The sequence below is a fragment of the Citrobacter freundii complex sp. CFNIH4 genome (genome assembly GCF_002934505.1).
GTDB lineage: Bacteria > Pseudomonadota > Gammaproteobacteria > Enterobacterales > Enterobacteriaceae > Citrobacter > Citrobacter freundii.
On the sequence record NZ_CP026231.1, the window covers coordinates 1,957,804 to 1,984,046 of the forward strand.

Here is a 26,243-nt window from a genome sequence, read left to right on the forward strand (position 1 = left end):
ATTCACCGACGTTAAATGCCTGAACGAAGCATAACCGGAGGGGAATGATATACTCCCCACTTGCAATGAAGTGACTGGTCACGTGAGGTTGATAACCATTCCTCAGGGAAAAGGCGTGGGATATAATTTCAGACCAATTTCGAGTGAGCTTAACGCGTCAATCATAATTCATTGATTGGTAAAAGATAAGTGTTAACAAAAAGGATTAAAGCCATGGGTTTTTTATCAGGTAAGCGTATTCTGGTGACAGGCCTTGCCAGTAAATTGTCTATCGCATGGGGAATCGCTCAGGCGATGCATCGCGAAGGTGCTGAACTGGCGTTCACCTACCAGAACGACAAGCTGAAAGGTCGTGTGGAAGAATTTGCAGCGCAATTAGGCTCCAACATTGTTTTGCAGTGTGATGTGGCTGAAGATGCCAGCATTGACGCCATGTTTGCTGAACTGAGCAAAACCTGGCCGAAATTCGACGGTTTCGTACACTCAATCGGCTTCGCACCTGCTGACCAGCTGGATGGCGATTATGTGAACGCAGTTACCCGCGAAGGATTTAAAATTGCGCATGACATTAGCGCTTACAGCTTTGTTGCGATGGCAAAAGCATGTCGTTCCATGCTAAACCCTGGCTCTGCGCTACTAACGTTGTCCTATCTGGGCGCAGAGCGTGCAATCCCTAACTATAACGTCATGGGCCTGGCGAAAGCCTCCCTGGAAGCGAACGTCCGTTATATGGCTAATGCGATGGGACCTGAAGGCGTGCGTGTGAATGCCATTTCCGCAGGTCCAATCCGTACACTCGCCGCTTCTGGCATTAAAGATTTCCGTAAAATGCTGGCGCACTGTGAAGCGGTTACACCGATTCGCCGCACCGTTACCATTGAAGATGTGGGTAACTCCGCAGCATTTCTGTGCTCCGATCTCTCTGCCGGTATCTCTGGTGAAGTCGTACACGTTGACGGTGGCTTCAGCATCGCCGCAATGAACGAGCTGGAACTTAAATAATCCTAAGACCTCGATGGGCGGTCTTGCGCCGCCCATGACACTCCTCTCAGCTACCACATATGCCTTTCTGATATTTATTATCACGTAACAATCTTTCATCCCCTCATCTGCTTACGTCAGGATATTGCAGCGCAAACGATCCGGCGTAGTAGTATGACGACGAGTCCGGGTCGCCACTTTTAGACCAAGGAACGCCCATGGAACAACGCCGAATTGAAGGCAAAAGCCACTGGTATCATGAGACGCAATCCAGCACGTATCCACAAGATGTTCTGCCGCTGGTCCCGGAAGCCGCTCATGTCGACGACAGTTTTTTACTGGATCTGGCATTACCTGATGACGCTCTTTCGCCTTTTCAATCCTGGTTAACCCCTGCCCGTAAACTTGCCCAGACGCTCTTCCCGGCTCATGTAAACCTGAATCAGATGCATACGTTCAGTGCCTATGAACGGATGAGTACAGCCCTGACCGTCGCTCAGGTGTATGGTGTGCAGCGATTATGTAATCACTATGCCGCGCGTTTAACACCGCTTCCCGGTCCGGACTCCTCGCGGGAAAGTAACCATCGACTGGCACAAATCACCCAATATGCTCGCCAACTTGCCAGCTCTCCTGCCGTGATAGGCGAACGCGACCGTCAGCATCTGGAAGCGGTCGGACTGACCACCAGCGATAATATTCTGATGAATCAAATCATCGGCTTCATCGGTTTTCAGGCCCGAACCGTGGCCCTGTTTCAGGCCTGGTCTGGTCATCCGGTACGTCGAATACCGGGGCTGGATATTCAGCAATTTGCTCACGCTTCGTTATTTAACGCCACAAAGACAACCTGGCATGCTGCACCATTCCCGATCGAAAAACATCCCCCCCATGATGAGAACGCTGCCAGAGGATATCCCGATGAACTGCGAGCGTTGGTGCCATTATTGATACATTCACCGGTCATTTTAGATTTACTCACGACGCTGATTTCCAGTGCCCGGCGCAGCGCTGTATCAGTACAGGAATTTTCACTGGCAGCGCTGGTGACGTCACGAATTAACGGCAGCGTGGCCTGCTTTAACGAGCAGGCGCATACAGCAAATGAATTAGTCGACGTTATCGCCCTGCTTCGCCTGGATGAACGTGAATTACAACGTTGGGAACAACGACATCCGGTTGAGCGCGTTACCCTACAGGCGGTACAATGGCTGACCCGGGCGCCCGACCGCTTTAGCACCGCACTGTTAACGTCTTTGTTCGATCAGGGAATCTCTTCAGAGCAGGCCATTAACCTGCTAGCCTGGAGTGGATTGTGCGGATGGTTGAATCGCTTGAAAATCGCGCTGGGCGACACTGATTAACCGATCCACTTACTGAAAGAGCGCTTGCTGCCACTGGCAGAATCGCGTAAAACTGTCAGCCGCTCTTTTAGCCACGAAAATAGACAATTATGCTTCAGGACAACCCGCTGCTAGCGCAGCTTAAACAGCAACTACATTCCCAGACGCCACGTGCTGAAGGGGTGGTAAAAGCCACGGAAAAAGGCTTTGGCTTCCTGGAAGTCGATGCACAAAAAAGCTATTTCATTCCACCGCCGCAGATGAAAAAAGTGATGCATGGCGACCGCATTGTTGCGGTTATCCATACAGAAAAAGATCGTGAGTCTGCAGAGCCGGAAGAACTGATCGAACCCTTCCTGACGCGCTTCGTGGGTAAAGTTCAGGGCAAAAATGATCGTCTGTCCATCGTGCCGGATCATCCGTTACTGAAAGATGCTATTCCATGTCGTGCCACCCGCGGCGTTGAACATGAATTTAAAGAAGGCGACTGGGCGGTTGCAGAAATGCGCCGTCATCCGCTGAAAGGCGATCGCACCTTCTACGCCGAGTTAACCCAATTTATCACTTTTGCTGATGACCACTTTGTCCCGTGGTGGGTCACACTGGCACGCCATAATCTGGAAAAAGAAGCACCGGACGGCGTAGCAACCGAAATGCTGGACGAAGGCCTGGTTCGTGAAGATTTAACCGCCCTCAATTTCGTCACCATCGACAGCGCCAGCACCGAAGATATGGACGATGCGCTGTATGCTGAAGAACAAGCTGACGGTACGCTACAATTAACCGTCGCCATTGCCGACCCAACAGCCTGGATTGCAGAAGGCAGTAAGCTGGATAAAACGGCAAAAATTCGCGCGTTCACCAATTATTTACCGGGGTTCAATATCCCGATGTTGCCGCGTGAGCTGTCTGACGATCTTTGCTCTCTGCGCGCGAACGAAGTGCGCCCGGTTTTAGCTTGTCGTATGAGCATTACCGCCGATGGCACGATTGAAGACAACATCACTTTCTTCGCTGCGACAATTGAGTCAAAAGCGAAGCTGGCCTATGACAATGTTTCCGACTGGCTGGAAGGTACAGGCGAGTGGCAACCAGAAAACGACGCGATTGCGGAACAGATCCGTCTGCTGCATCGTATTTGCCTGAGCCGAGGAGAGTGGCGTCATAACCACGCGCTGGTCTTTAAAGATCGCCCGGATTACCGTTTCGTTCTCGGTGAAAAAGGTGAAGTACTGGACATCGTCGCTGAGCCACGCCGCATCGCAAACCGTATCGTGGAAGAATCCATGATTGCGGCAAATATTTGCGCCGCCCGTGTGCTTCGCGACAAGCTGGGCTTCGGTATTTATAACGTCCATATGGGATTCGACCCGGCCAACGCCGACGCTCTGGCCGCGCTGCTGAAAACCCACGGTATGCACGTCGATGCCGAAGAAGTCCTGACTCTCGAAGGTTTCTGCAAACTGCGCCGCGAACTGGATGCTCAGCCATCCGGCTTCCTCGACAGCCGAATTCGCCGCTTCCAGTCTTACGCTGAAATAAGTATTGAGCCAGGTCCACACTTTGGGCTGGGTCTGGAGGCATATGCCACCTGGACTTCCCCAATCCGTAAGTATGGCGATATGATCAACCACCGTCTGCTTAAGGCTGTCATCAAAGGCGAAACCATCGCCCGACCTCAGGATGATACCACCGTGCAAATGGCAGAACGTCGTCGCCTGAACCGGATGGCTGAGCGTGACGTGGGTGACTGGCTTTACGCCCGTTTCCTGAGTGATAAAGCCGGTACCGACACCCGCTTTGCGGCCGAGATCATTGACGTCAGCCGCGGTGGCATGCGCGTGCGTTTAGTTGATAATGGCGCTGTTGCCTTTATTCCTGCTCCCTTCCTGCACGCCGTTCGTGATGAACTGGTATGCAGCCAGGAAAGCGGCACCGTGCAAATTAAAGGTGAAGTGGTTTACAAAGTCACAGATGTGATTGACGTAACTATCGCTGAAGTACGGATGGAAACCCGCAGCGTTATCGCGCGTCCAGCCGCGTAACACGCATAAATCAAGCGACCTTTCTCATTTTTGAAAGGTCGTTTTCTTTTTACCTCCCAAATTTCAACCGCGCACTACACTTCTTTCATCCAGTCAAAAAATTTATTTACTATTTTTCAGCTCCGTTGGCTTTGCTTTTTACGGATTCTGGATTACACATAAATATATAAAAAAAACAATACGTTCAGCCATAATCACCCTGAATGAATCATGGCTACCCATACTTTTGAGGCTCTATGCGCTTTAAACGGGATAGTACACATCATGAAAGACGTCCGGGAGCTGATTACGTTGTATAGCTATGTTGGCACTAATAACCCTTACTGGCGTTTGTCAGAGGATTGCAACATCCTGCATTTCTCTGTCGAAGAAACGTCAGAGGCCGATCAGACCATCGAATTATCCCCGGAACAAGCCGAACGCATTCGCGAGATGACGGTAATTACGTCAAGTTTATTAATGACGTTACCGATTGAAGATGACAACATTCCCGTGCATCTGGTCGGCCGAAAAATCAATAAGCGTGAATGGGCCGTTAGCGCATCCGCCTGGGATGACACCCCTTCCGTCGCCCGTGACCTGGCTCATGGCCTCTCTTTTGCCGAACAGGTGGTTTCTGAAGCCAATTCAGTCATTGTCATTCTTGATCGCATGGGCAACATTCAGCGGTTTAATCGACTGTGCGAAGAGTATACCGGACTCAAAGAACGTGAAGTCATTGGCCAAAGTGTATTCACATTATTTATGAGTCGACGTGAAGCTGCCGCGTCACGACGCAATATCGAGGTCTTTTTTCGCGAAGGTAACTCATATGAAGTTGAACGCTGGGTGAAGACCTGCAAAGGACAGCGTCTGTTTTTATTTCGTAATAAATTTGTGCATAACGGTAGCGGCAAGAACGAAATATTTCTGATCTGTTCCGGGACCGATATCACTGAAGAACGCCGCGCCCAGGAGCGTTTGCGGGTGTTGGCGAATACTGACTCGATCACAGGATTACCCAATCGCAACGCTATTCATAATCTGATCAGCAATGCGATTGAGAACGCGGGCGATACGCAGGTCGGGATTGTGTACCTCGATCTGGATAACTTCAAAAAGGTAAACGATGCCTACGGGCATATGTTTGGCGATCAGCTATTGCAAAGCGTATCGCTGGCAATACTCAGTTGCCTTAGCGAAAACCAGTTACTGGCACGGTTTGGCGGCGATGAGTTTATTGTCCTTGCCACCGAAACATCCCAGGGTTCACTGGAAGCCACCGCGTCGCGTATTCTGACACGCCTGCGTCAACCTTTTCGCATCGGCCTGATTGAAATCTATACCGGATGCTCTATTGGTATTTCCCTCGCTCCACAACATGGTCAGGACTGCGAGAGCGTCATTCGTAACGCCGATACGGCCATGTACACCGCAAAAGAAGGTGGCCGTGGACAGTTTTGTGTTTTCTCTCCGGAAATGAATCAGCGGGTATTTGAATATCTGTGGCTGGATACTAATCTGCGCAAGGCGCTGGAAAACGATCAACTGGTTATCCATTATCAGCCAAAGATAACCTGGCGAGGCGAAGTGCGCAGCCTGGAGGCGCTGGTTCGCTGGCAGTCTCCGGAACGTGGCCTCATTCCACCACTGGAATTTATCTCCTACGCCGAAGAATCAGGGCTTATCGTTCCTCTGGGTCGCTGGGTTATTCTGGACGTTGTGCGTCAGATAGCAAAATGGCGCGCAAAGGGAATCAATCTGCGCGTGGCGGTAAACGTTTCTGCCCGGCAGCTCGCCGATCAGACGCTATTTACCGATCTCAAGCAGGTGCTTCATGAACTCGACTTTGAATATTGCCCCATCGATGTCGAGTTAACGGAAAGCAGTTTAATTGAAAATGAGCAGTTGGCACTGTCCGTCATTCAGCAGTTTAGCCAGATGGGGGCGCAAATCCATTTGGATGATTTTGGTACCGGCTATTCGTCACTGTCTCAACTGGCCCGGTTCCCGCTTGATGCAATTAAACTGGATCAAACCTTTGTCAGGGATGTACACAAACAACCTGTTTCGCAGTCGCTGGTACGTGCCATTGTTGCGGTCGCACAGGCACTCAACCTGCAGGTCATCGCCGAAGGTGTTGAAAGCGCGAAAGAGGATGCGTTTTTAACCAAAAATGGCGTCAACGAGCGTCAGGGTTTTTTGTTTGCCAAACCAATGCCAGCCGCCGCGTTTGAGCGTTGGTATCGACGGCACCTCAATAAAAAAACACGCTAATGCAGTGGGATCAAACGTTGAAAATAGCCATAAATGGACATTACGTAACGATCCTATCTTCATGTAATCACAGAATATATAATATTCTTCTATCGTTGATAGTTAATACTATTTTTCCCTTCTCTTTTGCCATGAAATTCTGCATCATGAAATTCAAACTCTATTGCCATTAGGATGATAACCATGTCTGATATCGACGCTCAGCGTCTGGCCGAACGCATTGATACCGTGCTGGATATCCTCGTTGCAGGTGATTACCACTCAGCTATCCATAATCTCGAAATTCTGAAGGCTGAGCTGCTAAACATGACCAAAGAAGATGCCGAATCCTTGCCCAAAAAGCACAAGGCTCCCTGGGAGATCTGACGACATTAACCCTTTAATGTCGCTGCTATAAGCAAACTGCACGTGAGGCAGTTTCCGTTTAATTTCCGATACGATATCGCAATAAAATTAATATTATGAATTCCCGACAACAATATATTTTGCAGATGGTGACTGATAAAGGTCAGATGAGCGTTGCCGAACTGGCAAAAATCACCGGTGTCTCAGAAGTGACGATTCGACAGGATCTGAACACACTGGAAAAACAGAGTTATTTACGCCGTGCGCACGGTTTTGCTGTTTCATTGAACAGCGATGATGTGGAAACGCGCATGATGACTAATTTTACGCTGAAGCGTGAGCTGGCTGAATTCGCCGCATCGCTGGTAAGCCCAGGTGAGTCCGTATTCATTGAAAACGGCAGCAGCAATGCGCTCTTAGCCAGAACGCTCGCGGAGCAAAAAGATGTCACCATCATTACCGTCAGCAGCTATATAGCCCATCTGCTGAAAGAAACCCCCTGCGAAGTGATTCTCCTTGGCGGCATCTATCAGAAAAAAAGCGAAAGTATGGTTGGGCCCTTAACTCGCCAGTTTATCCAGCAGGTACACTTCAGCAAGGCCTTTATCGGCATTGATGGCTGGCAGGCTGACACCGGCTTCACCGGACGCGACATGATGCGTTCTGATGTGGTTAACGCGGTGCTGGAAAAAGGTGCAGAAGTTATTGTGCTTACTGACAGCTCAAAATTCGAAGCCATTCACCCGTACACGCTGGGTCCATTAGAGCGATTCAGCCGCGTAGTCACGGACTCCAGACTTAGCGCCAGCGTACAAATGCAGCTTGAGCATTCCGGATTAACCGTCAATATCATTGATGCCCACGCGTAACATCTTCAGCAGATGATTTGTCAGTTGGCAAATCATCTCCTCTCTGAGAGTTATCTGACAGTCCAATTAAGACTTTTTACCTGTCGTTAACAGGATTAAGTCGTAAAATTAATGTTAGCGATATAACAGGAACGAACCTCCAACTTCAGGATAGTGTTTGTAATGCCTTCGCTAAACGGTTTCACGGAAATATCTTCGTTAGCCTAAATTTAGCGCTATTCTTAAAGAACACTGGATTCCGTGAATCAATAATTCAGGAGAAAGTATTATGTTAGTAACGAGCAAAAAAATGACCGCTGCCATTCTGGCGATTACTCTGGCAATGTCGCTGAGCGCCTGCTCTAACTGGTCCAAACGCGATCGTAACACTGCAATCGGTGCTGGTGCAGGTGCAATAGGTGGTGCAGTCCTGACTGACGGCAGCACGCTGGGTACGCTGGGTGGTGCTGCAGTAGGTGGTATCATTGGCCACCAGGTGGGTAAATAATCTACGGTTGAACGGCTCGATATAATAATACGTTTACTTTTTCAGGTCTGTATTATTAAAAAGCCACGGAAATATTCCGTGGCTTTTTTTATTAACCGCCAGCCAGTTTAACTTTCATTCCTTTGGCTTCCAGCAGCGATTTAATCAGGTCGCGTTTATCACCCTGTATCTCAATCACGCCATCCTTCACTGCCCCGCCACAACCACATTTTTTCTTCAGTTCCGCAGCTAATTTGGTCAGTTCGGCATCGTCTTGATCAATACCGGTAATCAAACACACGCCCTTACCTTTGCGGCCACTGGTCTGGCGCTGGATACGAACAATGCCATCGCCTTGTGGGCGCACAGGAGCAGCTTTTGGTTCATCAATGCGCCCGGAGTCGGTTGAGTAGACCAGGCGAGAGTTTGAGTCGTTCATTTACGCACCTCGTTTCAGTGAGGCATTAATCATCTTCAGCGTCTGAGCCGGATCTGCCGACTGCGTGACCGGACGACCAATAACCATATAATCCACACCAGCTGACTGTGCTTGTTCCGGCGTCATAATGCGACGCTGGTCGCCCGCCTCGCTGCCTTCAGGACGAATACCCGGCGTAACCAATTTAAATGCCTGGCCAAACGCCTGCTTGAATCGCACCGCTTCCTGCGCGGAGCATACAACGCCATCCAAACCACAATGTTGGGTTAAGCGCGCCAGCCTTTCAGCATGCTCTGCAGGTGACAACGTCACGCCGAGATCGGCGAGGTCGCTGGCTTCCATACTGGTCAGAACCGTTACCGCAATCAGCAGCGGTGCGTCCTTGCCAAAAGGTAATAAGGCTTCACGTGCGGCGGTCATCATACGCGCCCCACCAGAAGCATGAACGTTAACCATCCACACGCCAAGCTCAGCCGCTGCCGCAACGGCATGCGCGGTAGTGTTGGGAATATCATGAAATTTCAAATCAAGAAAAACGTCAAAACCACGCTGTTGTAAATCGCGAACCAACTGAGGTCCAAAAAGCGTGAACATCTCTTTGCCCACTTTCAAACGGCAATCACGAGGATCAATTCTGTCGACAAAAGCTAATGCTTTATCACGATTGGAATAATCGAGAGCGACAACGACAGGAGAATCAGTAACAGCACGAGAAGAAGATGAAGCAGTAAACGTCATGACCAGACCTTCTTGAGGATGGGCGCCGACAGTAGCGCGAAATGGGTAAACGGCGTGCATTCTACCTGCGGTAATAGAAAATTAACAGGCGCGATTCCATTTCTGCCAGGCGAATTTGGCAACGGTGGCTGAGGATGGCTTTGTTCTCATCATTAGTATGTTGTAACTAAAGTAAGATTTTTTTAAAAATTACAACCCATCAAGTCCGCGAATAGGCTTAATGGTTGACCATGAGCGACAAGATGGGCAGTGCCAGTACAGTGTATATGCGGTAAATCCGCACTTCTGGCAACGATAGCGCGGCTTGCTGCGCACCTGCTCCCCGACCATATCGCGCAGAACCATCAGGCTCTCTTTCGCGCGCCCTTCTTCTGCTTCGTTAAGATGGTAATCCATTAATTTGTGGAAAACGCGCATCGTAGGATGGCGTTGTAGTTGGCGGGTAATATAAACCTGAGCGGTATCAGTCCCCTCACGCGCTTCAAGAATATCGGCCAGCATCAGCTCGGCGGCGGCGCCAGTATTCTCTTCAACGGCCCGACGTAAAAACTCTGCCCACTCATCGGTTTTCCCCAGATGCTGGTAGCAGCTTTGCAGCATTTCCAGCGTTTCGCTGACCAGTTCTTTATCCTGAGAAATCACGCGTTGCAGACTTTCAACGGCCTTCGCGTACTCGCCTTTCACCATGTACACTCGGCCCATCATGATAGAAACCCGGGCACTGTTTTTGTCTGCCGCAGCCCCTTTTTTCAACAGCGCCATGGCGCGATCCATATCGTCGCTGCCCATCTGCTGTAAGGCCAGTTCGCAGTAGAAGTGGGCTATCTCAATACGCTGTTTATCTTTGCCTAGCTTCACCAGACGTTCTGCGACATCAATGGCTTTCTGCCAATCGCTGGTCGCCTGATAAATTTGCAGCAGTTGCTGTAATGCACCGACGCGAAAATCTGTTTCATCGGTAAGCTGATTGAACATGTCTTCCGCGCGGTCGTACAGACCTGCGGCCATGTAATCGCGCCCCAGCTGTTGTACGGCCAACAAACGCTGCTCGTAGGTCAGCGAAGCACTTTCCATTAACGTTTGATGGATGCGGATTGCGCGATCGACTTCACCGCGCGAGCGAAACAGGTTTCCGAGAGTGAGATGAGCCTCAACGGTGCCCGTATCCTCTTTTAGCATATCGAGGAACAGATCCACCGCTTTGTCTTGTTGGTTGCTCAGGAGGAAGTTAACCCCGGCGACATAGTCACGGGAAAGACGGTTAGCTTCATCCTGCTTGGTTTGTTGCGCACTTCTGCGACCCATATACCACCCATAGGCAGCGGCTACAGGTAAAAGCAGAAACAACAACTCCAACATAAATAATTATTCCTTCACAACCGACGAATCGGCAGAAACCGCAACGTCGGTCGCAGGCGTAAGCTGGTTTTCCAGTCGTTTGATTTTACGTTCGGCGCGCGCAAGAGACACACGAACCTTCAGCCAGAAAAGGCCGCAAATTAACCAACCAATCGCAAAACCTGCGGCAAACAATACAGCAAGCAGCGTAGAGATACGATACTCACCCTGAGCCAGCAGGTAATTAAACGTAACCTGTTGATCGTTTTGCGCACCTAATGTCACCGAAATAACAAAAATCGCCAACACCAGTAAGAAAATGAGTAAATATTTCACATTACTTCCCGTTATGTGGTTTAAGCGAATAAATCGTGTACAACTTACCGCGTTGAGCCCTTTAAATTACCATTTTCACAACGAGTGCGAAATGGAAAAGCGCTTTCCGCTTTCTGATTTAAGGGCAAAATTTGAAAAATCAATCATAGCTAGCTTTCTTGCTCGCGTTGCGCGATTTCTTTTGCCTCCTGCACAGGCGGCGTAAGTGGTCCGCATACTCGCTGCGCGAGCCAGGTCGCCAGCGTTACCAGCAACCATGAAATCAGCGTTGCAACGACCAAATCACGCGGCCAGTGCATGCCCAACAGCAAGCGGCTACCCATAACACCTGTCGCCCAGATAAGCAAAAACACAATCGTCAGCGTACGTCGGCGTGGCCATAACAGCCCTACTGCCAGTAAAGCCCAACTGGCAGCAAACATCGTATGTCCTGACGGAAAGGCAAAACCCGTTTCTTTTTGCCAGTGCTTACGTAGAAACGTCGGAATATCCTGTTGTTCGGCCAATTGCTCTTTAACTAAGTTGCCACGATCTTTACGTTTTAAAGTGTAGAACTCATCAACCGGGATATGGTGCGTTTTTTCCAGCCATACGACAAAGGGCCGAGGTTCCTGCACCCTGTCTTTAACCCAGGACTTCACACCCTGACCGACTAAAATTGCCACGGCCAGGATCGCAAACAGCATTACCGCAGCTTTCAGACGAAAACGCAGACACCACAGAAACCATGCGCAGAGCACAACGTGAGTGATAATCCCCCACGGCTGCGTCACCGTTTCCGTTACCCAGTACAGAGATTTTAGCCACCAAACGTTGTGTCCCGGCTGCCAGCTCCAGCCCGATACCCATACAGCAACCGGCATAATAAGTAGCAGCCCGGCCCCGACCGCAGTGCGCTTTGCAATTGACAGCATTGCCTCTCCTTTCGTCGATAAGTCTCACAATCATAACTGAAAAAAGTGCATGCCGGGAAAATTGACATTTTTGTGCCATTCCAAAGGCGAATCCGTTGTCGCGATTAGGTGAACATCGTTGCCTTATGGCAAAATAGTGCAATACAGAACAAGAAGCCAACAGGCGACGGCACGACAGTGCCAGCATAATCTGGAGAATTACATGCAGCTTAAACGTGTGGCAGAAGCCAAACTGCCAACCCCCTGGGGTGATTTCCTGATGGTGGGATTTGAAGAACTGGCAACCGGACACGATCACGTCGCACTGGTTTTTGGCGATATCACAGGTCAAACGCCTGTTCTGGCGCGTGTCCACTCCGAATGTCTGACTGGCGATGCATTGTTTAGCCTGCGTTGCGATTGCGGCTTCCAGCTCGAAGCGGCTCTCACCCACATTGCTGAAGAAGGGCGCGGTATCCTGCTTTATCATCGTCAGGAAGGACGCAATATCGGCCTGCTCAATAAAATCCGCGCCTACGCGTTGCAGGACCAGGGTTATGATACCGTTGAGGCTAACCATCAGTTGGGCTTTGCGGCAGATGAGCGTGATTTCACGCTGTGTGCGGATATGTTCAAGCTGCTGGGCGTGGACGAAGTTCGTTTGCTGACCAATAACCCGAAAAAAGTGGAAATTCTGACCGAAGCGGGAATCAATATTGTTGAACGCGTGCCGCTGATTGTGGGTCGTAACCCGAACAATGAACATTACCTGGACACCAAAGCCGCCAAGATGGGGCATTTGCTGGGCAAGTAATGGTTGTTACCGCCGATAATAAAGCCTGCTCTCGCAGGCTTTATGCATTTTAATTCAACATATTACGAATCACGTAGTGCAGAATACCATCGTTTTGGTAGTAAGTTAGCTCCGTCGCGGTATCGATACGGCAGCGGCATAAAATCACCTCTTTACGTCCATCTGAGCGAACCATATTCACCGACACTGTTGCGCCCGGCTTGATGTTTTGCAGGTCCGTAATATCGATCGCTTCCTCACCGGTTAGTCCCAGCGTTTTGCGCGTGACTCCCTGTGGAAACTCCAGCGGCAAAATCCCCATACCAATCAGGTTAGAACGGTGAATTCGCTCAAAGGACTCAGCGATAACCACGCGAATCCCCAGCAAGCGCGGGCCTTTTGCCGCCCAGTCGCGACTGGAGCCAGAGCCATACTCTTTCCCGGCAATAACCGCCAGGGGGATATTCTCCTGTTGATATTGCATAGCCGCATCATAGATAGCCACTACCTCAGTTCCCGGCAAATGACGCGTCATCCCACCTTCCACTCCGGGTACCATCTCATTACGAATACGAATATTGGCAAAGGTACCGCGCATCATCACTTCATGATTCCCGCGGCGTGAACCATAGGAGTTGAAATCTTTACGCTCAACGCCGTGGCTTTGCAGATAACGACCTGCCGGGCTATCCGGCTTAATACTGCCGGCAGGAGAAATATGGTCGGTGGTGACGGAATCCCCAAGCATTGCGAGGATACGCGCACCATGAATGTCCTGGACCGGATCCGGCGTAGCCTGCATACCATCGAAGAACGGCGACAAGCGGATATAAGTTGAGTCAGACTGCCAACCATAGGTATCAGCCCGATCAACCTGGATAGCTTTCCATTCTGGCGTACCTTCAAAGACTTCAGCGTATTCTTTATGGAACATGGCGGTAGAAACCTGCTCCACGGCACGGGCAATTTCCTGAGCCGTCGGCCAGATATCTTTCAGATAAACGGGATCGCCCTTTCTGTCATGGCCTAACGGATCTTGCGTCAGATTGATATTCATATTCCCTGCTAGCGCATAGGCCACCACCAGCGGCGGAGACGCTAACCAGTTGGTCTTCACGAGCGGATGGATACGCCCCTCAAAGTTTCGGTTGCCGGAAAGCACAGCACCAACGGTGAGATCGCCTTTTTTGATGGCTGTCTCGATAGGATCGGGTAACGGACCCGAGTTACCAATACAGGTGGTACAGCCATAACCTACAAGGTTAAATCCCAGCTCATCAAGGTACGGCGTGAACCCAGCCTGCGCCAGATAATCAGACACCACCTTCGATCCTGGCGCCAGCGAGGCTTTCACCCACGGCTGACGTTTCAAACCAAGCGTCACTGCTTTTTTCGCCAGCAGTCCCGCCGCCATCAATACGCTTGGGTTGGAGGTGTTGGTACAGGAAGTGATAGCTGCTATCACCACCGCACCGTCCGGCAGCTTATACTGCTGACCGCTCATGGTGTAGTCCACGGGCTGACGGTCTTTCAGCGAGCTATTTACTTCGAGTTCATTACTTGCCGAAAACGCTTTCGGAACATCAGCCAGTGCCACCCGATCCTGCGGACGCTTCGGTCCGGCAAGGCTAGCTTCCACACTGCCCATATCCAGCTCCAGTGAACTGGTAAATACGGGTTCATCTCCTGGATTACGCCACATTCCCTGCGCTTTGGCATAGGCGCTGACCAGCTCAACCTGCTCCTCACTGCGTCCACTCAGACGCATATATTCAAGAGTGATGCCATCGATCGGGAAGAAACCGCAGGTTGCGCCGTATTCCGGTGACATGTTCGCAATGGTTGCCCGATCGGCCAGCGGTAAGGTGTCGAGGCCATCACCATAGAATTCAACAAATTTACCGACCACGCCGTGCTTACGCAGCATCTGGGTAACGGTTAAAACCAGGTCGGTAGCGGTGATACCTTCCTGCAGTTTGCCCACTAGTTTAAAGCCTACGACATCCGGGATAAGCATAGAGACCGGTTGACCCAGCATTGCTGCTTCAGCCTCAATGCCTCCAACGCCCCATCCCAGCACACCGAGACCATTAATCATTGTCGTATGGGAATCGGTACCGACCAGCGTATCGGGATAAGCCACCCACTCACCGTCCTGTAACTCGCTCCAGACGGCTTTGCCAAGGTATTCAAGGTTTACCTGGTGGCAAATCCCCGTTCCCGGCGGTACAACGCTGAAGCGACTAAATGCCTGCTGTCCCCATTTCAGGAACACATAACGTTCATGGTTACGTTCCATTTCCAGGCGAACGTTTTCTTCGAAAGCATCATCATCACCAAAACGGTCCACCGTTACCGAGTGGTCAATGACAAGGTCCACTGGCGAAAGCGGATTCACTTTTGCCGTATCTCCCCCCAGACGTTTCACCGCTTCGCGCATGGCGGCAAGATCGACCACCGCCGGAACGCCGGTAAAATCCTGCATCAGAACACGAGCGGGTCGATAGGCAATTTCACGATCGGCGTGGGCGGTCTTCAGCCAATGTGCGAGAGCATGAATATCATCTTCGGTAACGGAGTTACCATCCTGCCAACGAAGCAGGTTTTCCAGCAACACTTTTAGCGATTTGGGTAGTCGGGTGATATCACCCAGTGATTTAGCAGCCAGAGGTAAACTGTAGTAGCGGTAGGTTTTATCTTTAACCTGCAATGTGTCCTTACTGGCTTCTCGTAGGGTCGACGACATAGCTCCTCCTTAAATGACAGGGTTGGATCCCCTGATTTTCCTCAGGGTTAGTATTAAAGATAACACAAACAAAATGTAACGCTTTGATAACAACTCAAAATGATAAAAGTAGCGGGCGATATAAAAGCGCGAACTGAGGTCGATGGTAAGGAGGAAGGTCTAGCCGTGTAGATTAATAGGATGAATATTCAGTAGGCAATAGAGCAATGGATAATACGTTGATTAGGTTGTTGATGACGATTACATGGATAAATGATTCGATATTCAAGGGCACAAGGTAATCGTTATTATTATAAAATACGTACGAATTATTGTTTCTGTTCATCATCATCAGTTAACAGATCAATAAACGCCCGTTGTTCAGGAGAAAGGTTCCAGGATTCGGGTACCTTCTGTCCCTTCTCTGCGACGGTTTTGCTCTCTTGTTCATGGTCATGAGGCGATAGCGTTTCGGTAGAGTGCTGCTCTGGTGCGGACATACTTACCCCCACACATTCCAGGCCACGAGTGCGACAATAATCCAGAATATCGCAGAACCAAGAAATACGGCGAACCAGGCTTTACGTTTCATCACCGGATCCCTGCGTGCTGGCTGGTTTCCTGAAGGCATCGCTAACCTCATACTATCGAAATCACTTATCATTTAGGCACCAAACAATCGGTACAATTAATCATCAGATAGGAGGAATCCTAATAAAAAAGGCGAAAAAAAGCCAGTTAATTTTCAGACTCGTCCTGATAAATAAATCGATTGTTTGATCGGTTATAAATATTTGAAAGGAATTTTTGGCAAGCTGACTAATTTGAAACTACTTTAGAGAATTTTTTCCACAAGCTATATATGGTTAATTTATCCACGGTAAATTATCAATTAATTCAGTGTTTCCCGTCGGTATCGCTTTATGCTTATGGATACCGACGAGGTTACAGTCGTTATTATTTCTCAGGCAATTTAATATCTTTAAACATGGCTTCAATATCATCGTTGGAACGCAGCGCCACCGCCGTGTCCACCACATCACGCGTCAGATGCGGCGCGAAACGTTGAATGAAATCATACATGTAACTACGTAAGAAGGTGCTGCGACGAAAACCAATTTTGGTGGTGCTATGGCTGAAGATATCGTGAGCATCCACGCGTACCAGGTCAGGATCGGAAACAGGATCAACCGCCATACTGGCAATCACACCCACGCCAAGGCCCAGACGGACATAGGTTTTAATGACATCAGCATCGGTCGCGGTAAAGACAATACGTGGCTCCAGACCCGCGCGGTTAAACGCGGTGTCCAGCTCCGAGCGTCCGGTAAAACCAAACGTGTAGGTCACCAGCGGATACTGTGCCAGTTCCTCAATAGAAACCGAAGGTTTTCCCGCCAACGGATGATCCGGCGTGACGACGATCGAGCGGTTCCAGTGGTAGCAAGGTAACATCACCAGGTCGTCATACAGGTGCAAAGCTTCCGTCGCGATAGCAAAATCTGCATTTCCTTTCGAAACGGCTTCGGCGATTTGTGTCGGCGATCCCTGGTGCATATGCAATGAGACGCGAGGATAGCGCTCAATAAAACCTTTAATCACGTTCGGTAAAGCGTAACGCGCCTGAGTGTGCGTAGTGGCGATATATAACGAGCCTTTGTCCGGCCAGGTATGTTCGCCAGCAACGGACTTAATGGCATCCACCTTCGACAGAACTTCTCGCGCAATACGAATAACTTCCTGCCCCGCTGGCGTAACCTGCGTCAGGTGCTTACCGCTACGGGCAAAAATCTGGATGCCAAGTTCATCTTCCAGCATACGAACTTGCTTACTGATACCGGGCTGCGAGGTATAAAGCCCTTCCGCTGTTGAGGAGACATTAAGGTTGTGGTTCACCACCTCAACAATGTAGCGAAGCTGCTGTAATTTCATGTTATGCCATCCCGATTCGCGCCATCAAATCATCGTTTCAGTGCAGGCTCGCGGGCGCTGCTAATACGATTTAATAATAAAAAGTCTGTTAACTATAACCACTATATCATTTCTATGTACGCTGTATAGGTATGACAAAAAATAATATGCGAGAAACAAAAAGGGCCGCTTACGCGACCCTTTGAGGAGAAATTCAGCCGAAACGCTGTTATTTCTTCCCTTCTACCCATTTGCCGTCAACGAAGAACGCGGACCAGCCAGTCGCCTTACCGTCTTTCTCAGCGGCAACGTATTGCTGCTTGGTTTTACGGCTGAAACGAACCATGGACTTGTTACCATCCGGATCAGTTTGCGGCGCATCTGCCAGATAACGCAGTTTTTCCGGCAGGCGATCGCGGAAGCGGTACAACTCTTCCACCAACGGCGCACGAGTCTCACGTGATTTCGGGAACGTATTGGCCGCCAGGAAGATACCTGCAGCACCATCACGTAACACGAAATACGCGTCAGATTTTTCACACGGCAGTTCCGGCAACGGAACTGGGTCTTCTTTCGGCGGAGCGACTTCACCGTTACGCAGGATCTTACGGGTGTTTTTGCACTCGTCGTTAGTACACGCCATGTACTTGCCGAAACGTCCCATTTTCAGGTGCATTTCAGAACCACATTTTTCGCACTCGACGATAGGACCGTCATAACCCTTGATACGGAACTCGCCCTCTTCGATCTCGTAGCCGTCGCAGGTTGGGTTATTACCACACACATGCAATTTACGCTTAGGATCGATAAGATAACTGTCCATTGCCGTACCGCACTTCTGGCAGCGGCGTTTGGCGCGCAATGCGTTCGTTTCCGCGTCGTCGCCTTCCAGCACGTTCAATACTTCGTTTTCCGGCACCAGGTTAATGGTGGTTTTGCAACGCTCTTTCGGGGAAAGTGCGTAGCCGGAGCAACCAAGGAAAACGCCGGTACTGGCGGTACGAATACCCATCTTGCGTCCGCAGGTCGGGCAATCAATGCTAGTCAGCACCATCTGGTTCGGACGCATACCGCCTTCTTCAGGATCTTTCTCGGCTTTATCCAGTTGCTGAGTAAAATCAGTGAAGAAGTTGTCGAGTACGCCCTTCCATTCGGCTTCTTTATTCGCCACCTGGTCGAGGCTATCTTCCATCTGCGCAGTAAAATCGTAGTTCATCAGTTCGCGGAAGTTTTCTTCCAGACGATCGGTGACGATTTCACCCATTTTTTCAGCGTAGAAGCGACGGTTCTCTACGCGAACATAACCACGATCCTGAATCGTAGAAATGATCGACGCATAGGTAGATGGACGACCAATACCACGCTTTTCAAGCTCTTTAACCAGCGAAGCTTCACTGAAGCGCGCAGGCGGTTTAGTAAAGTGCTGTGCTGGCGTCAGTTCGATAAGCGTCAGCGTATCGCCTTTGTCCACCGCCGGTAAGATGCGATCTTCATCGCCTTTACGCAACGCTGGCATCACTTTCGTCCAGCCATCGAAGCGCAGAATACGACCGCGCGCCTTCAGGCGGAAATCACCCGCACCCACGGTGAGCGTGGTGGAATCATATTTAGCTGGGGTCATCTGACAGGCAACAAACTGGCGCCAGATCAGCTGATACAGTTTTTGCGCATCAGCTTCCATATCTTTCAGCGATTCCGCCTGTACGGCGACATCGGAAGGACGGATAGCTTCGTGCGCTTCCTGCGAGTTTTCTTTGCTGGCGTACTGATTCGCGTTTTCCGGCAAATATTTTTTACCAAAATTATCGCTGATGTAATCGCGAACCATCGTCACCGCATCCTGACTCAGGTTGGTTGAGTCAGTACGCATATAAGTGATGTAACCCGCTTCATACAAGCGCTGCGCCATCATCATGGTTTTCTTCACACCGAAGCCCAGACGCGTACTGGCGGCCTGCTGTAGCGTGGAGGTGATGAACGGCGCGCCCGGCTTGCTGCTGGTCGGTTTATCTTCACGTTCCAATACGCTATAGCGCGCTTTTTCCAACAGGCTAACAGCGGCAAGCGTTTGTTCCCGATTGACCGGGCGGAACGGTTTATCATTCTGATGCGTCACCTCGAGCGGTAACGCGTCGCCGCCAGGCGTGGTTGTGTTGGCATCAATCTCCCAGAACTCTTCTGGAACAAATGCTTTGATTTCGCGTTCACGCTCAACCACCAGACGCACAGCAACCGACTGTACACGGCCAGCTGACAGACCGCGCGCAATTTTTTTCCACAGCAGCGGCGACACCATATAGCCCACAACACGGTCCATAAAGCGGCGCGCCTGTTGCGCATTTACACGGTCGATGTTCAGTTCGCCAGGTTTTTCAAACGCCTGACGAATAGCATTTTTGGTAATTTCGTTAAACACCACACGGCTATAGCGGGTGTCATCGCCGCCGATCACTTCCCGCAGGTGCCACGCAATGGCTTCCCCTTCGCGGTCAAGGTCAGTTGCGAGATAGATGTGGTCGGCTTTTTCAGCCAGTTGCTTCAGTTCAGAAACCACTTTCTCTTTACCGGGCAGCACTTCATAGCGCGCATCCCAGTTGTGCCACGGGTCAACACCCATACGATTGACGAGAGCGCCACGTTCATCCTTTTTGGGCTTTTTAGCCGTTTTGGTGGAGGTTGAGTCGGCGCTCTTTTTAGTTGCTGAGCCACTGGTCGGCAAATCACGGATATGACCGACGCTGGATTTCACCACGTAGTCATTACCCAGATACTTGTTGATCGTTTTGGCTTTTGCCGGGGACTCAACGATGACAAGAGCTTTACCCATATTCACCTTTACCTAATTTGATTCTTCCAGAATGCGTCGCACGTTGATTCACCTTCCACTGGCGACGAGACATCGATATGGTCTCTGCGTCGGCGGATATCAACCCTTTAAACTGATTCGCGCTTGTAATGTAACTCTCATGTAACTGAGTTAACAGGCTTTTTTTCTTACAAACGCTCTAGCACGACGAAGTATTGGTCGAATGTCAAGCAAATCTGTTGCCAGATTAACGAAAGCGTCACACTGTACCTGATAAAATGCGTTACGCAACTTTATTAGCATGCAAAAACAAATCTCGCCAGTTGTAACACTGTCGTAAAACCTTCATTTATGTCAGGGAATATTTGCCCATAAGGCGGGCTCAGCGTAGACTAATGTCCTTGTTTAAGGAGTAAATCATGCATAAAGACACTCAACCCATCGATCGCGAAACACTGCTGATTGAAGCCAACAAAATCATTCGTGAGCATGAGGACACGCTGGCGGGGATTGTCGCCACCGGCGTTACGCAGCGAAACGGCGTGCTGGTTTTCAGCGGAGATTACTTTTTAGACGAGCAAGGGCTACCAACGCCCAAAAGTACGGCGGTGTTTAATATGTTTAAACACCTGGCGCACGTACTTTCCGAAAAGTATCACTTGATCGATTAACACGAGTAATAATTTGCCGGATGGCGGCATCGCCTTATCCAGCCTATACTGGTGCATATTTGTAGGCCGGATAGGAGATATATGAGCATCGCGATCCGGCAATGACAATTTTACATCAGTGGCTTCTGCCCCCGCTGCCACCAGCGCATCAGCAAACGATCGGCGCTCTCCGCCGCACTACCGGTAAAACGATCCATCAGCTTTTTACGCTGCAGATAGCGAACGTTCAATACTTCACGACCTTCCATCAGCCCGAGGATCACCTCATCGCTGGTATTGATCTCATCCACCAGCCCATTTGCCAGCGCCTGTTGACCAAACCAGTGTTCACCGGTGGCAACCTGCTCAATGTCCAGAGTCGGACGCATGCGCTGCACAAAATCTTTAAACAGATGATGCGTTTCGTTCAGATCTTCGCGGAATTTCTGCCGCCCTTCTTCCGTGTTTTCACCGAGTAAGGTCAACGTACGCTTATACTGTCCGGCGGTGTGCAGTTCGATATCAATATCTTTCCCTTTCAGGAAGCGGTTAAAGTTCGGGATCTGCGCCACCACGCCAATTGAGCCGACGATAGCAAACGGCGCCGAGACAATTTTATCCGCCACGCAGGCCATCATATATCCGCCGCTCGCAGCGACTTTATCTACCGTAACGGTCAGCGGGATCTGCTTATCGCGCAGACGTTGTAACTGGGACGCAGCCAGGCCATAACCATGTACCACACCACCCGGACTTTCCAGACGAACCACCACTTGATCCTGAGGTTTAACAACCGCCAGCACAGCCGTCACCTCTTCGCGTAATGCGCTGACCTCATGGGCATCCATACTGCCTTTAAAATCAAGCACCCATACACGAGGTTTATCTGATGACGTACTGTCACCCAGTTTCGCTTTTGCCTTAGCCGCTTTCGCCTCCAGCTTTTGTTTCTTTTTCTGCTCCTTATGCCAGAATTTTTGCTGATGCCCATCCAATAAGGCTAGCGACAGGTCTTCCTTCATCTCTTTATATTGATCGCTGAGGTTAATAACCCGCAATTCCCCACGCTGACGTTTGCGTTGTGTCGCGTTTACGATCAGCATCACCACCACTGCAATAGCCACCACGACAGTGACAATTTTTGCCAAAAACAACCCATATTCAGACAACAATTCCACGAGACCCACCTTGGTTAAACAACGCGACTTCCGCTCAGTGTACAACAGGCGTGTCACCTCGTCTTGCTTCATACATCTAGTGCTGAATCAGTAAAAAGCATGACAAAGCGTTCATTTTGCGGTGTTATTGCCTTTGGCTGATTGAAAAAGTACAGGGTTTAAGGCATAAAGCCCAAAAGTTATCGCGAACGAGATATCCAGGACGTCGCCGAGGAGTTGCCGTGCATTACCAACCTAAACAAGACCTTCTACAGGGCCGCATTATTCTTATCACCGGTGCCAGCGATGGTATCGGACGCGAGGCCGCGCAGACCTATGCACGCTATGGCGCGACCGTTATCCTGCATGGGCGTAACGAAGAAAAACTGCGTCAGGTTGCCCGCACTATCGCCGATGAAAACGGAACACAACCACAGTGGTTTACACTGGATCTACTGACCTGTACCTCTGAAGAATGTCACCAGCTTGCGCAGCGCATTGCTGCACATTTCCCGCGTCTGGATGGCGTACTGCATAACGCCGGATTACTCGGCGATATTTGTCCAATGAGTGAACAAAACCCGCAGGTCTGGCAGGATGTGATGCAGGTAAATGTAAATGCCACTTTTATGCTGACTCAGGCATTGCTGCCGTTGTTACTCAAATCCGATGCCGGATCGCTGGTCTTTACCTCTTCCAGTGTCGGTCGCCAGGGACGCGCCAATTGGGGAGCATATGCCACCTCAAAATTTGCGACCGAAGGGATGATGCAGGTTCTGGCTGATGAGTATCAAAACCGTCATCTGCGCGTAAACTGTATCAATCCTGGTGGGACGCGAACTGGCATGCGAGCCAGCGCATTCCCAACGGAAGATCCGCAAAAATTGAAAACTCCCGCCGATATTATGCCGCTCTACCTGTGGCTGATGGGCGATGACAGCCGCCGTAAAACCGGTATGACTTTTGATGCCCAGCCGGGCCGTAAACCAGGAATTGCCCAATGAGTGAAGAACGCTATCAGCAACGTCAACAGCGCGTAAAAGATCGGGTTGACGCACGCGTTGCCGCAGCGAAAGATGAACGCGGAATTATCATCGTGTTCACCGGAAATGGTAAGGGTAAAACCACCGCCGCATTCGGTACCGCCACGCGCGCTGTGGGCCATGGTAAAAAAGTCGGCGTCGTACAATTTATTAAAGGTACGTGGCCAAACGGAGAACGTAACTTACTTGAACCCCACGGCGTAGAGTTTCAGGTTATGGCGACAGGATTTACCTGGGAAACGCAGAACCGCGAGTCTGACACCGCAGCCTGTATGGCCGTGTGGGAACACGGCAAGCGGATGCTGGCCGACGATGAACTGGATATGGTGATACTGGATGAGCTAACCTACATGGTGGCATACGACTATCTGCCGCTTGAAGAGGTCATCAATGCCCTGAAAGCGCGCCCAGCCCATCAAACGGTCATTATCACCGGCCGTGGATGTCATCGCGATATTCTGGAGTTAGCTGACACGGTTAGCGAGCTGCGCCCGGTCAAGCATGCGTTTGAAGCGGGCGTGAAAGCCCAAGCAGGGATCGATTATTGAGTGTAGGCCGGATAAGGCGTTTGCGCTGTATCCGGCTCCACGCTAACGCCTGATGGCGCTTTGCTTATCAGGTGGGGTTATGATTAACCGTTGTTGCTGCGACCACCCGGACGACGGCTGCTGCCAACCTGAGAGTGGCGCTTCACCGCACGACGGATCTGATTCGCCTTCATGCGACGACGATCTTTCTCGACGGCCACTTTAGAGGTCGTTTCCGGCTTCAGCTCCACCAGTTCACGCAGATAGTTGGTCTGAGCAAGATCAAGCTCTGTCCAGCCACCACGCGGCAGGCCTTTCGGCAGCGGGATATCACCGTAACGGACACGAATCAGACGGCTTACCTGTACACCTACAGCTTCCCACAGGCGGCGGACTTCACGGTTACGCCCTTCGGTCAGCGTGACGTTATACCACTGGTTGATCCCTTCACCACCGCTGAACTTGATCGTTTTAAATGCCGCCGGACCATCTTCCAGCTGCACGCCACGACTCAGATCGCGCAGTTTTGCATCATCAACCTGACCAAACACACGTACCGCATATTCACGCTCAACTTCGCGGCTTGGGTGCATCAGACGGTTAGCCAGTTCACCATCGGTGGTAAACAGCAGTAAACCGCATGTATTCACGTCCAGACGCCCTACGGCAATCCAGCGCGCATCACGCAGTTTTGGTAAACGATCAAACACGGTCGGACGACCTTCCGGGTCGTTACGGGTACACAGTTCGCCTTCTGGCTTGTAATAGGCCAGAACACGGCAGATTTGTTCCGCAGACTCTTTAACCGAAATCAGATGACCGTCGATACGGATTTTCAGACCCGGAGTGACTTCAACGCGATCGCCGAGCGTGGCAATTTTGCCATCAACGCTCACGCGACCCGCGGCAATAATAGATTCGATTTCACGGCGAGAACCGTGGCCAGCGCGCGCCAGCACTTTTTGTAACTTTTCGCTCATAGAGCTTCCTTTAGGTGTCGCCTTCACAGGCGTCGAACAGGAGAATCAACGGCGCCAGTCAGCGCCATTTTAAGGCCGCGTAGTATAGCGGTTCGCGCCCTTATAAGAAAGGTTTAACGTCACCGACGCCTTCACGCAACACCACCGGAGAATCGTCGGTTAAATCAATGACCGTGGTCGGCTGCTGGCCGAGATATCCGCCGTGGATAATTAAATCCACCTGTTTCTCCAGGCGGTCTTTAATTTCTTCCGGATCTGACTCGGTAAATTCGCTACCCGGCAGCATCAGTGACGTGGAGAGCATCGGCTCGCCCAGCGCTTCAAGCAGCGCCAGTGCTATCGGGTTTGAGGGTACACGCAGGCCGATGGTCTTACGTTTTTCTTGCAACAAGCGGCGCGGAACCTCTTTCGTCCCCTTCAGGATGAAGGTGTAGTTGCCCGGCGTGTTGTTTTTAATTAAACGGAAGGCCACGTTGTCGACAAACGAATAGGTCGACAGTTCAGACAGGTCACGGCACATCAGCGTAAAGTTGTGCCCGTCCGGCAGGTGACGGATGCGGCAAATGCGCTCCATTGCGCCTTTATCTTCAATTTTGCAGCCCAACGCATAGCCGGAATCGGTTGGATAGACGATCACCCCACCTTTACGCACGATTTCAACGGCCTGATTGATCAGCCGCTGCTGCGGGTTTTCGGGATGAATATAAAAAAACTGGCTCATACTTTCCTCTCTGTGATCTCGGGCTGCTCCCAAAGTTGCCAGACGCCTTCTACGCCTGCGGGCAACCAAAGTTTACGACCCAACTCAATCCATGGGCAGGGTAGATGAAAATCAGACCCTTGCGATGCCCACAATTGATGCTGACGCGCAAGCGTCGCCAGATGGGTGCGTTCATTGGGAGACTGCTGACACTGCGCTACTTCCATCGCGTCGCCGCGATGTTCAGCAAAATGTGCAACCAGTCTTTTCAGCCACTTAGCGCTAAGATCGTACCGCCCAGGATGAGCCAGAACAGCCTTACCGCCAGAATGATGAATGACATCAATAGCTTGTTCTATTGTACACCACTGTGGCGGAACGTAACCGGTTTTCCCACGGGCAAGATATTTTTTAAAGACATCCGCCATGGTTGTGGCTTTGCCACATTCCACCAGGAAACGCGCAAAATGGCCTCGCGTAACCGCCCCGCCATCAGCCAGGCGCAACGCCCCTTCCCACGCACCGGGGATATGCGCTTTGTCGAGTCGTTCGGCAATCAGGCGCGCACGCTGCTGACGACGTTCCGTTTGTTGCGCCAGAAACTCGCACATCATGGGATGGGCGATATCAATGTTCAGACCCACTATATGGATCTCATGGTTTTCCCAGACAGTTGATATCTCGACACCAGGGATCAAATTTAACGCTAAACCCGAACGTGAAATTTCTTCTCTTGCCGCCGCAATGCCCGCCGTGGTGTCATGATCGGTGATCGCCAGTGTACCGACTCGCATCTCTACCGCACGGTGTACTAAGGCTTCTGGGGTTAATCGCCCATCGGAGGCTGTAGTATGACTATGCAGGTCATAAATCACTGCGTAATTCGTGTCGCTCAAGGCGGC

Annotated in this window: 25 protein-coding genes; 11 read left to right on the top strand and 14 right to left on the bottom strand. The window is 50.6% G+C overall.

Going from position 1 to position 26,243, the window contains the following annotated elements:
• Positions 1–213 precede the first annotated feature (213 nt).
• From fabI to osmB, 7 genes are all read left to right on the top strand, one after another.
• On the top strand, positions 214–1,002 hold the full coding sequence (gene fabI / locus C2U41_RS09995) for an enoyl-ACP reductase FabI (RefSeq protein ID WP_003020565.1): 789 nt from the start codon (positions 214–216) through the stop codon (positions 1,000–1,002).
• 197 nt (positions 1,003–1,199) lie between these two features.
• Positions 1,200–2,345, top strand: coding sequence for a carboxymuconolactone decarboxylase family protein (locus C2U41_RS10000; protein ID WP_103848888.1), 1,146 nt, complete (start codon positions 1,200–1,202; stop codon positions 2,343–2,345).
• Between the two features lie 89 nt (positions 2,346–2,434).
• The gene (locus tag C2U41_RS10005; protein ID WP_003020571.1) at positions 2,435–4,369 is read left to right on the top strand and encodes an exoribonuclease II; all 1,935 of its coding nucleotides are present in this window, start codon (positions 2,435–2,437) and stop codon (positions 4,367–4,369) included.
• A gap of 264 nt (positions 4,370–4,633) precedes the next feature.
• Positions 4,634–6,625, top strand: a complete 1,992-nt coding sequence (gene pdeR, locus C2U41_RS10010; RefSeq protein ID WP_103848889.1) for a cyclic di-GMP phosphodiesterase — start codon at positions 4,634–4,636, stop codon at positions 6,623–6,625.
• Positions 6,626–6,808: 183 nt separating this feature from the next.
• Positions 6,809–6,991: a YciZ family protein gene (locus tag C2U41_RS10020; protein ID WP_003020577.1), complete on the top strand. Its 183-nt coding sequence runs from the start codon at positions 6,809–6,811 to the stop codon at positions 6,989–6,991.
• A gap of 95 nt (positions 6,992–7,086) precedes the next feature.
• Complete coding sequence (gene yciT / locus C2U41_RS10025; protein WP_103848890.1) at positions 7,087–7,839, top strand: DNA-binding transcriptional regulator YciT; 753 nt, start codon at positions 7,087–7,089, stop codon at positions 7,837–7,839.
• A 268-nt stretch (positions 7,840–8,107) separates the two neighbouring features.
• Positions 8,108–8,326: an osmotically-inducible lipoprotein OsmB gene (gene osmB / locus C2U41_RS10030; protein ID WP_003020583.1), complete on the top strand. Its 219-nt coding sequence runs from the start codon at positions 8,108–8,110 to the stop codon at positions 8,324–8,326.
• A 91-nt stretch (positions 8,327–8,417) separates the two neighbouring features.
• On the opposite strand, the gene yciH is transcribed toward osmB, so the two are convergent.
• The 5 genes from yciH to pgpB form a co-directional block, all read right to left on the bottom strand.
• Positions 8,418–8,744: a stress response translation initiation inhibitor YciH gene (gene yciH, locus C2U41_RS10035; RefSeq protein ID WP_003843984.1), complete on the bottom strand. Its 327-nt coding sequence runs from the start codon at positions 8,742–8,744 to the stop codon at positions 8,418–8,420.
• Positions 8,745–9,482, bottom strand: a complete 738-nt coding sequence (gene pyrF / locus C2U41_RS10040) for an orotidine-5'-phosphate decarboxylase (protein WP_003840720.1) — start codon at positions 9,480–9,482, stop codon at positions 8,745–8,747. It lies immediately after the preceding gene.
• 189 nt (positions 9,483–9,671) lie between these two features.
• Entirely contained in the window at positions 9,672–10,841 is a 1,170-nt protein-coding gene (gene lapB / locus C2U41_RS10045) for a lipopolysaccharide assembly protein LapB (RefSeq protein WP_003020592.1), read from the bottom strand.
• Between the two features lie 6 nt (positions 10,842–10,847).
• On the bottom strand, positions 10,848–11,156 hold the full coding sequence (locus C2U41_RS10050) for a LapA family protein (protein ID WP_003020595.1): 309 nt from the start codon (positions 11,154–11,156) through the stop codon (positions 10,848–10,850).
• A gap of 149 nt (positions 11,157–11,305) precedes the next feature.
• Positions 11,306–12,070, bottom strand: coding sequence for a phosphatidylglycerophosphatase B (gene pgpB / locus C2U41_RS10060; protein ID WP_003840717.1), 765 nt, complete (start codon positions 12,068–12,070; stop codon positions 11,306–11,308).
• A gap of 202 nt (positions 12,071–12,272) precedes the next feature.
• On the opposite strand from pgpB, the gene ribA reads away from it, so the two are divergent.
• Complete coding sequence (gene ribA / locus C2U41_RS10065; RefSeq protein ID WP_003020601.1) at positions 12,273–12,863, top strand: GTP cyclohydrolase II; 591 nt, start codon at positions 12,273–12,275, stop codon at positions 12,861–12,863.
• Positions 12,864–12,912: 49 nt separating this feature from the next.
• Here ribA and acnA read toward each other — a convergent pair whose 3' ends face one another.
• From acnA to topA, 5 genes are all read right to left on the bottom strand, one after another.
• Positions 12,913–15,588, bottom strand: coding sequence for an aconitate hydratase AcnA (gene acnA, locus C2U41_RS10070; protein WP_048240955.1), 2,676 nt, complete (start codon positions 15,586–15,588; stop codon positions 12,913–12,915).
• A 308-nt stretch (positions 15,589–15,896) separates the two neighbouring features.
• A complete protein-coding gene (locus tag C2U41_RS29510) occupies positions 15,897–16,067 on the bottom strand; it encodes a hypothetical protein (protein WP_008322403.1) in 171 nt (56 codons plus the stop codon).
• Between the two features lie 2 nt (positions 16,068–16,069).
• Positions 16,070–16,210, bottom strand: coding sequence for a YmiA family putative membrane protein (locus C2U41_RS10075; protein WP_213083937.1), 141 nt, complete (start codon positions 16,208–16,210; stop codon positions 16,070–16,072).
• Between the two features lie 314 nt (positions 16,211–16,524).
• Positions 16,525–17,499, bottom strand: a complete 975-nt coding sequence (gene cysB / locus C2U41_RS10080; protein WP_032935573.1) for an HTH-type transcriptional regulator CysB — start codon at positions 17,497–17,499, stop codon at positions 16,525–16,527.
• 208 nt (positions 17,500–17,707) lie between these two features.
• Positions 17,708–20,305, bottom strand: a complete 2,598-nt coding sequence (gene topA / locus C2U41_RS10085) for a type I DNA topoisomerase (protein ID WP_003840713.1) — start codon at positions 20,303–20,305, stop codon at positions 17,708–17,710.
• 398 nt (positions 20,306–20,703) lie between these two features.
• Here topA and C2U41_RS10090 point away from each other — a divergent pair, with 398 nt between their 5' ends.
• A complete protein-coding gene (locus C2U41_RS10090; protein WP_003020616.1) occupies positions 20,704–20,955 on the top strand; it encodes a YciN family protein in 252 nt (83 codons plus the stop codon).
• 110 nt (positions 20,956–21,065) lie between these two features.
• Here C2U41_RS10090 and sohB read toward each other — a convergent pair whose 3' ends face one another.
• The gene (gene sohB / locus C2U41_RS10095) at positions 21,066–22,112 is read right to left on the bottom strand and encodes a protease SohB (RefSeq protein ID WP_060854811.1); all 1,047 of its coding nucleotides are present in this window, start codon (positions 22,110–22,112) and stop codon (positions 21,066–21,068) included.
• A 221-nt stretch (positions 22,113–22,333) separates the two neighbouring features.
• On the opposite strand from sohB, the gene C2U41_RS10100 reads away from it, so the two are divergent.
• Positions 22,334–23,095 (top strand): YciK family oxidoreductase, encoded by a 762-nt coding sequence (locus C2U41_RS10100; protein WP_048217845.1) that lies wholly within the window; start codon positions 22,334–22,336, stop codon positions 23,093–23,095.
• Positions 23,092–23,682, top strand: coding sequence for a cob(I)yrinic acid a,c-diamide adenosyltransferase (cobO, locus tag C2U41_RS10105; RefSeq protein ID WP_016150337.1), 591 nt, complete (start codon positions 23,092–23,094; stop codon positions 23,680–23,682). The genes C2U41_RS10100 and cobO overlap by 4 nt, the downstream gene beginning before the upstream one ends.
• An 83-nt stretch (positions 23,683–23,765) precedes the next feature.
• Here the strand turns inward: cobO and rluB are convergent, their stop codons facing one another.
• From rluB to rnm, 3 genes are all read right to left on the bottom strand, one after another.
• The gene (rluB, locus tag C2U41_RS10110; protein ID WP_003020625.1) at positions 23,766–24,641 is read right to left on the bottom strand and encodes a 23S rRNA pseudouridine(2605) synthase RluB; all 876 of its coding nucleotides are present in this window, start codon (positions 24,639–24,641) and stop codon (positions 23,766–23,768) included.
• Between the two features lie 100 nt (positions 24,642–24,741).
• The gene (locus C2U41_RS10115; RefSeq protein WP_003020628.1) at positions 24,742–25,362 is read right to left on the bottom strand and encodes an L-threonylcarbamoyladenylate synthase; all 621 of its coding nucleotides are present in this window, start codon (positions 25,360–25,362) and stop codon (positions 24,742–24,744) included.
• Complete coding sequence (rnm, locus tag C2U41_RS10120) at positions 25,359–26,237, bottom strand: RNase RNM (RefSeq protein ID WP_016150339.1); 879 nt, start codon at positions 26,235–26,237, stop codon at positions 25,359–25,361. The genes C2U41_RS10115 and rnm overlap by 4 nt, the downstream gene beginning before the upstream one ends.
• Between the last annotated feature and the right edge of the window lie 6 nt (positions 26,238–26,243).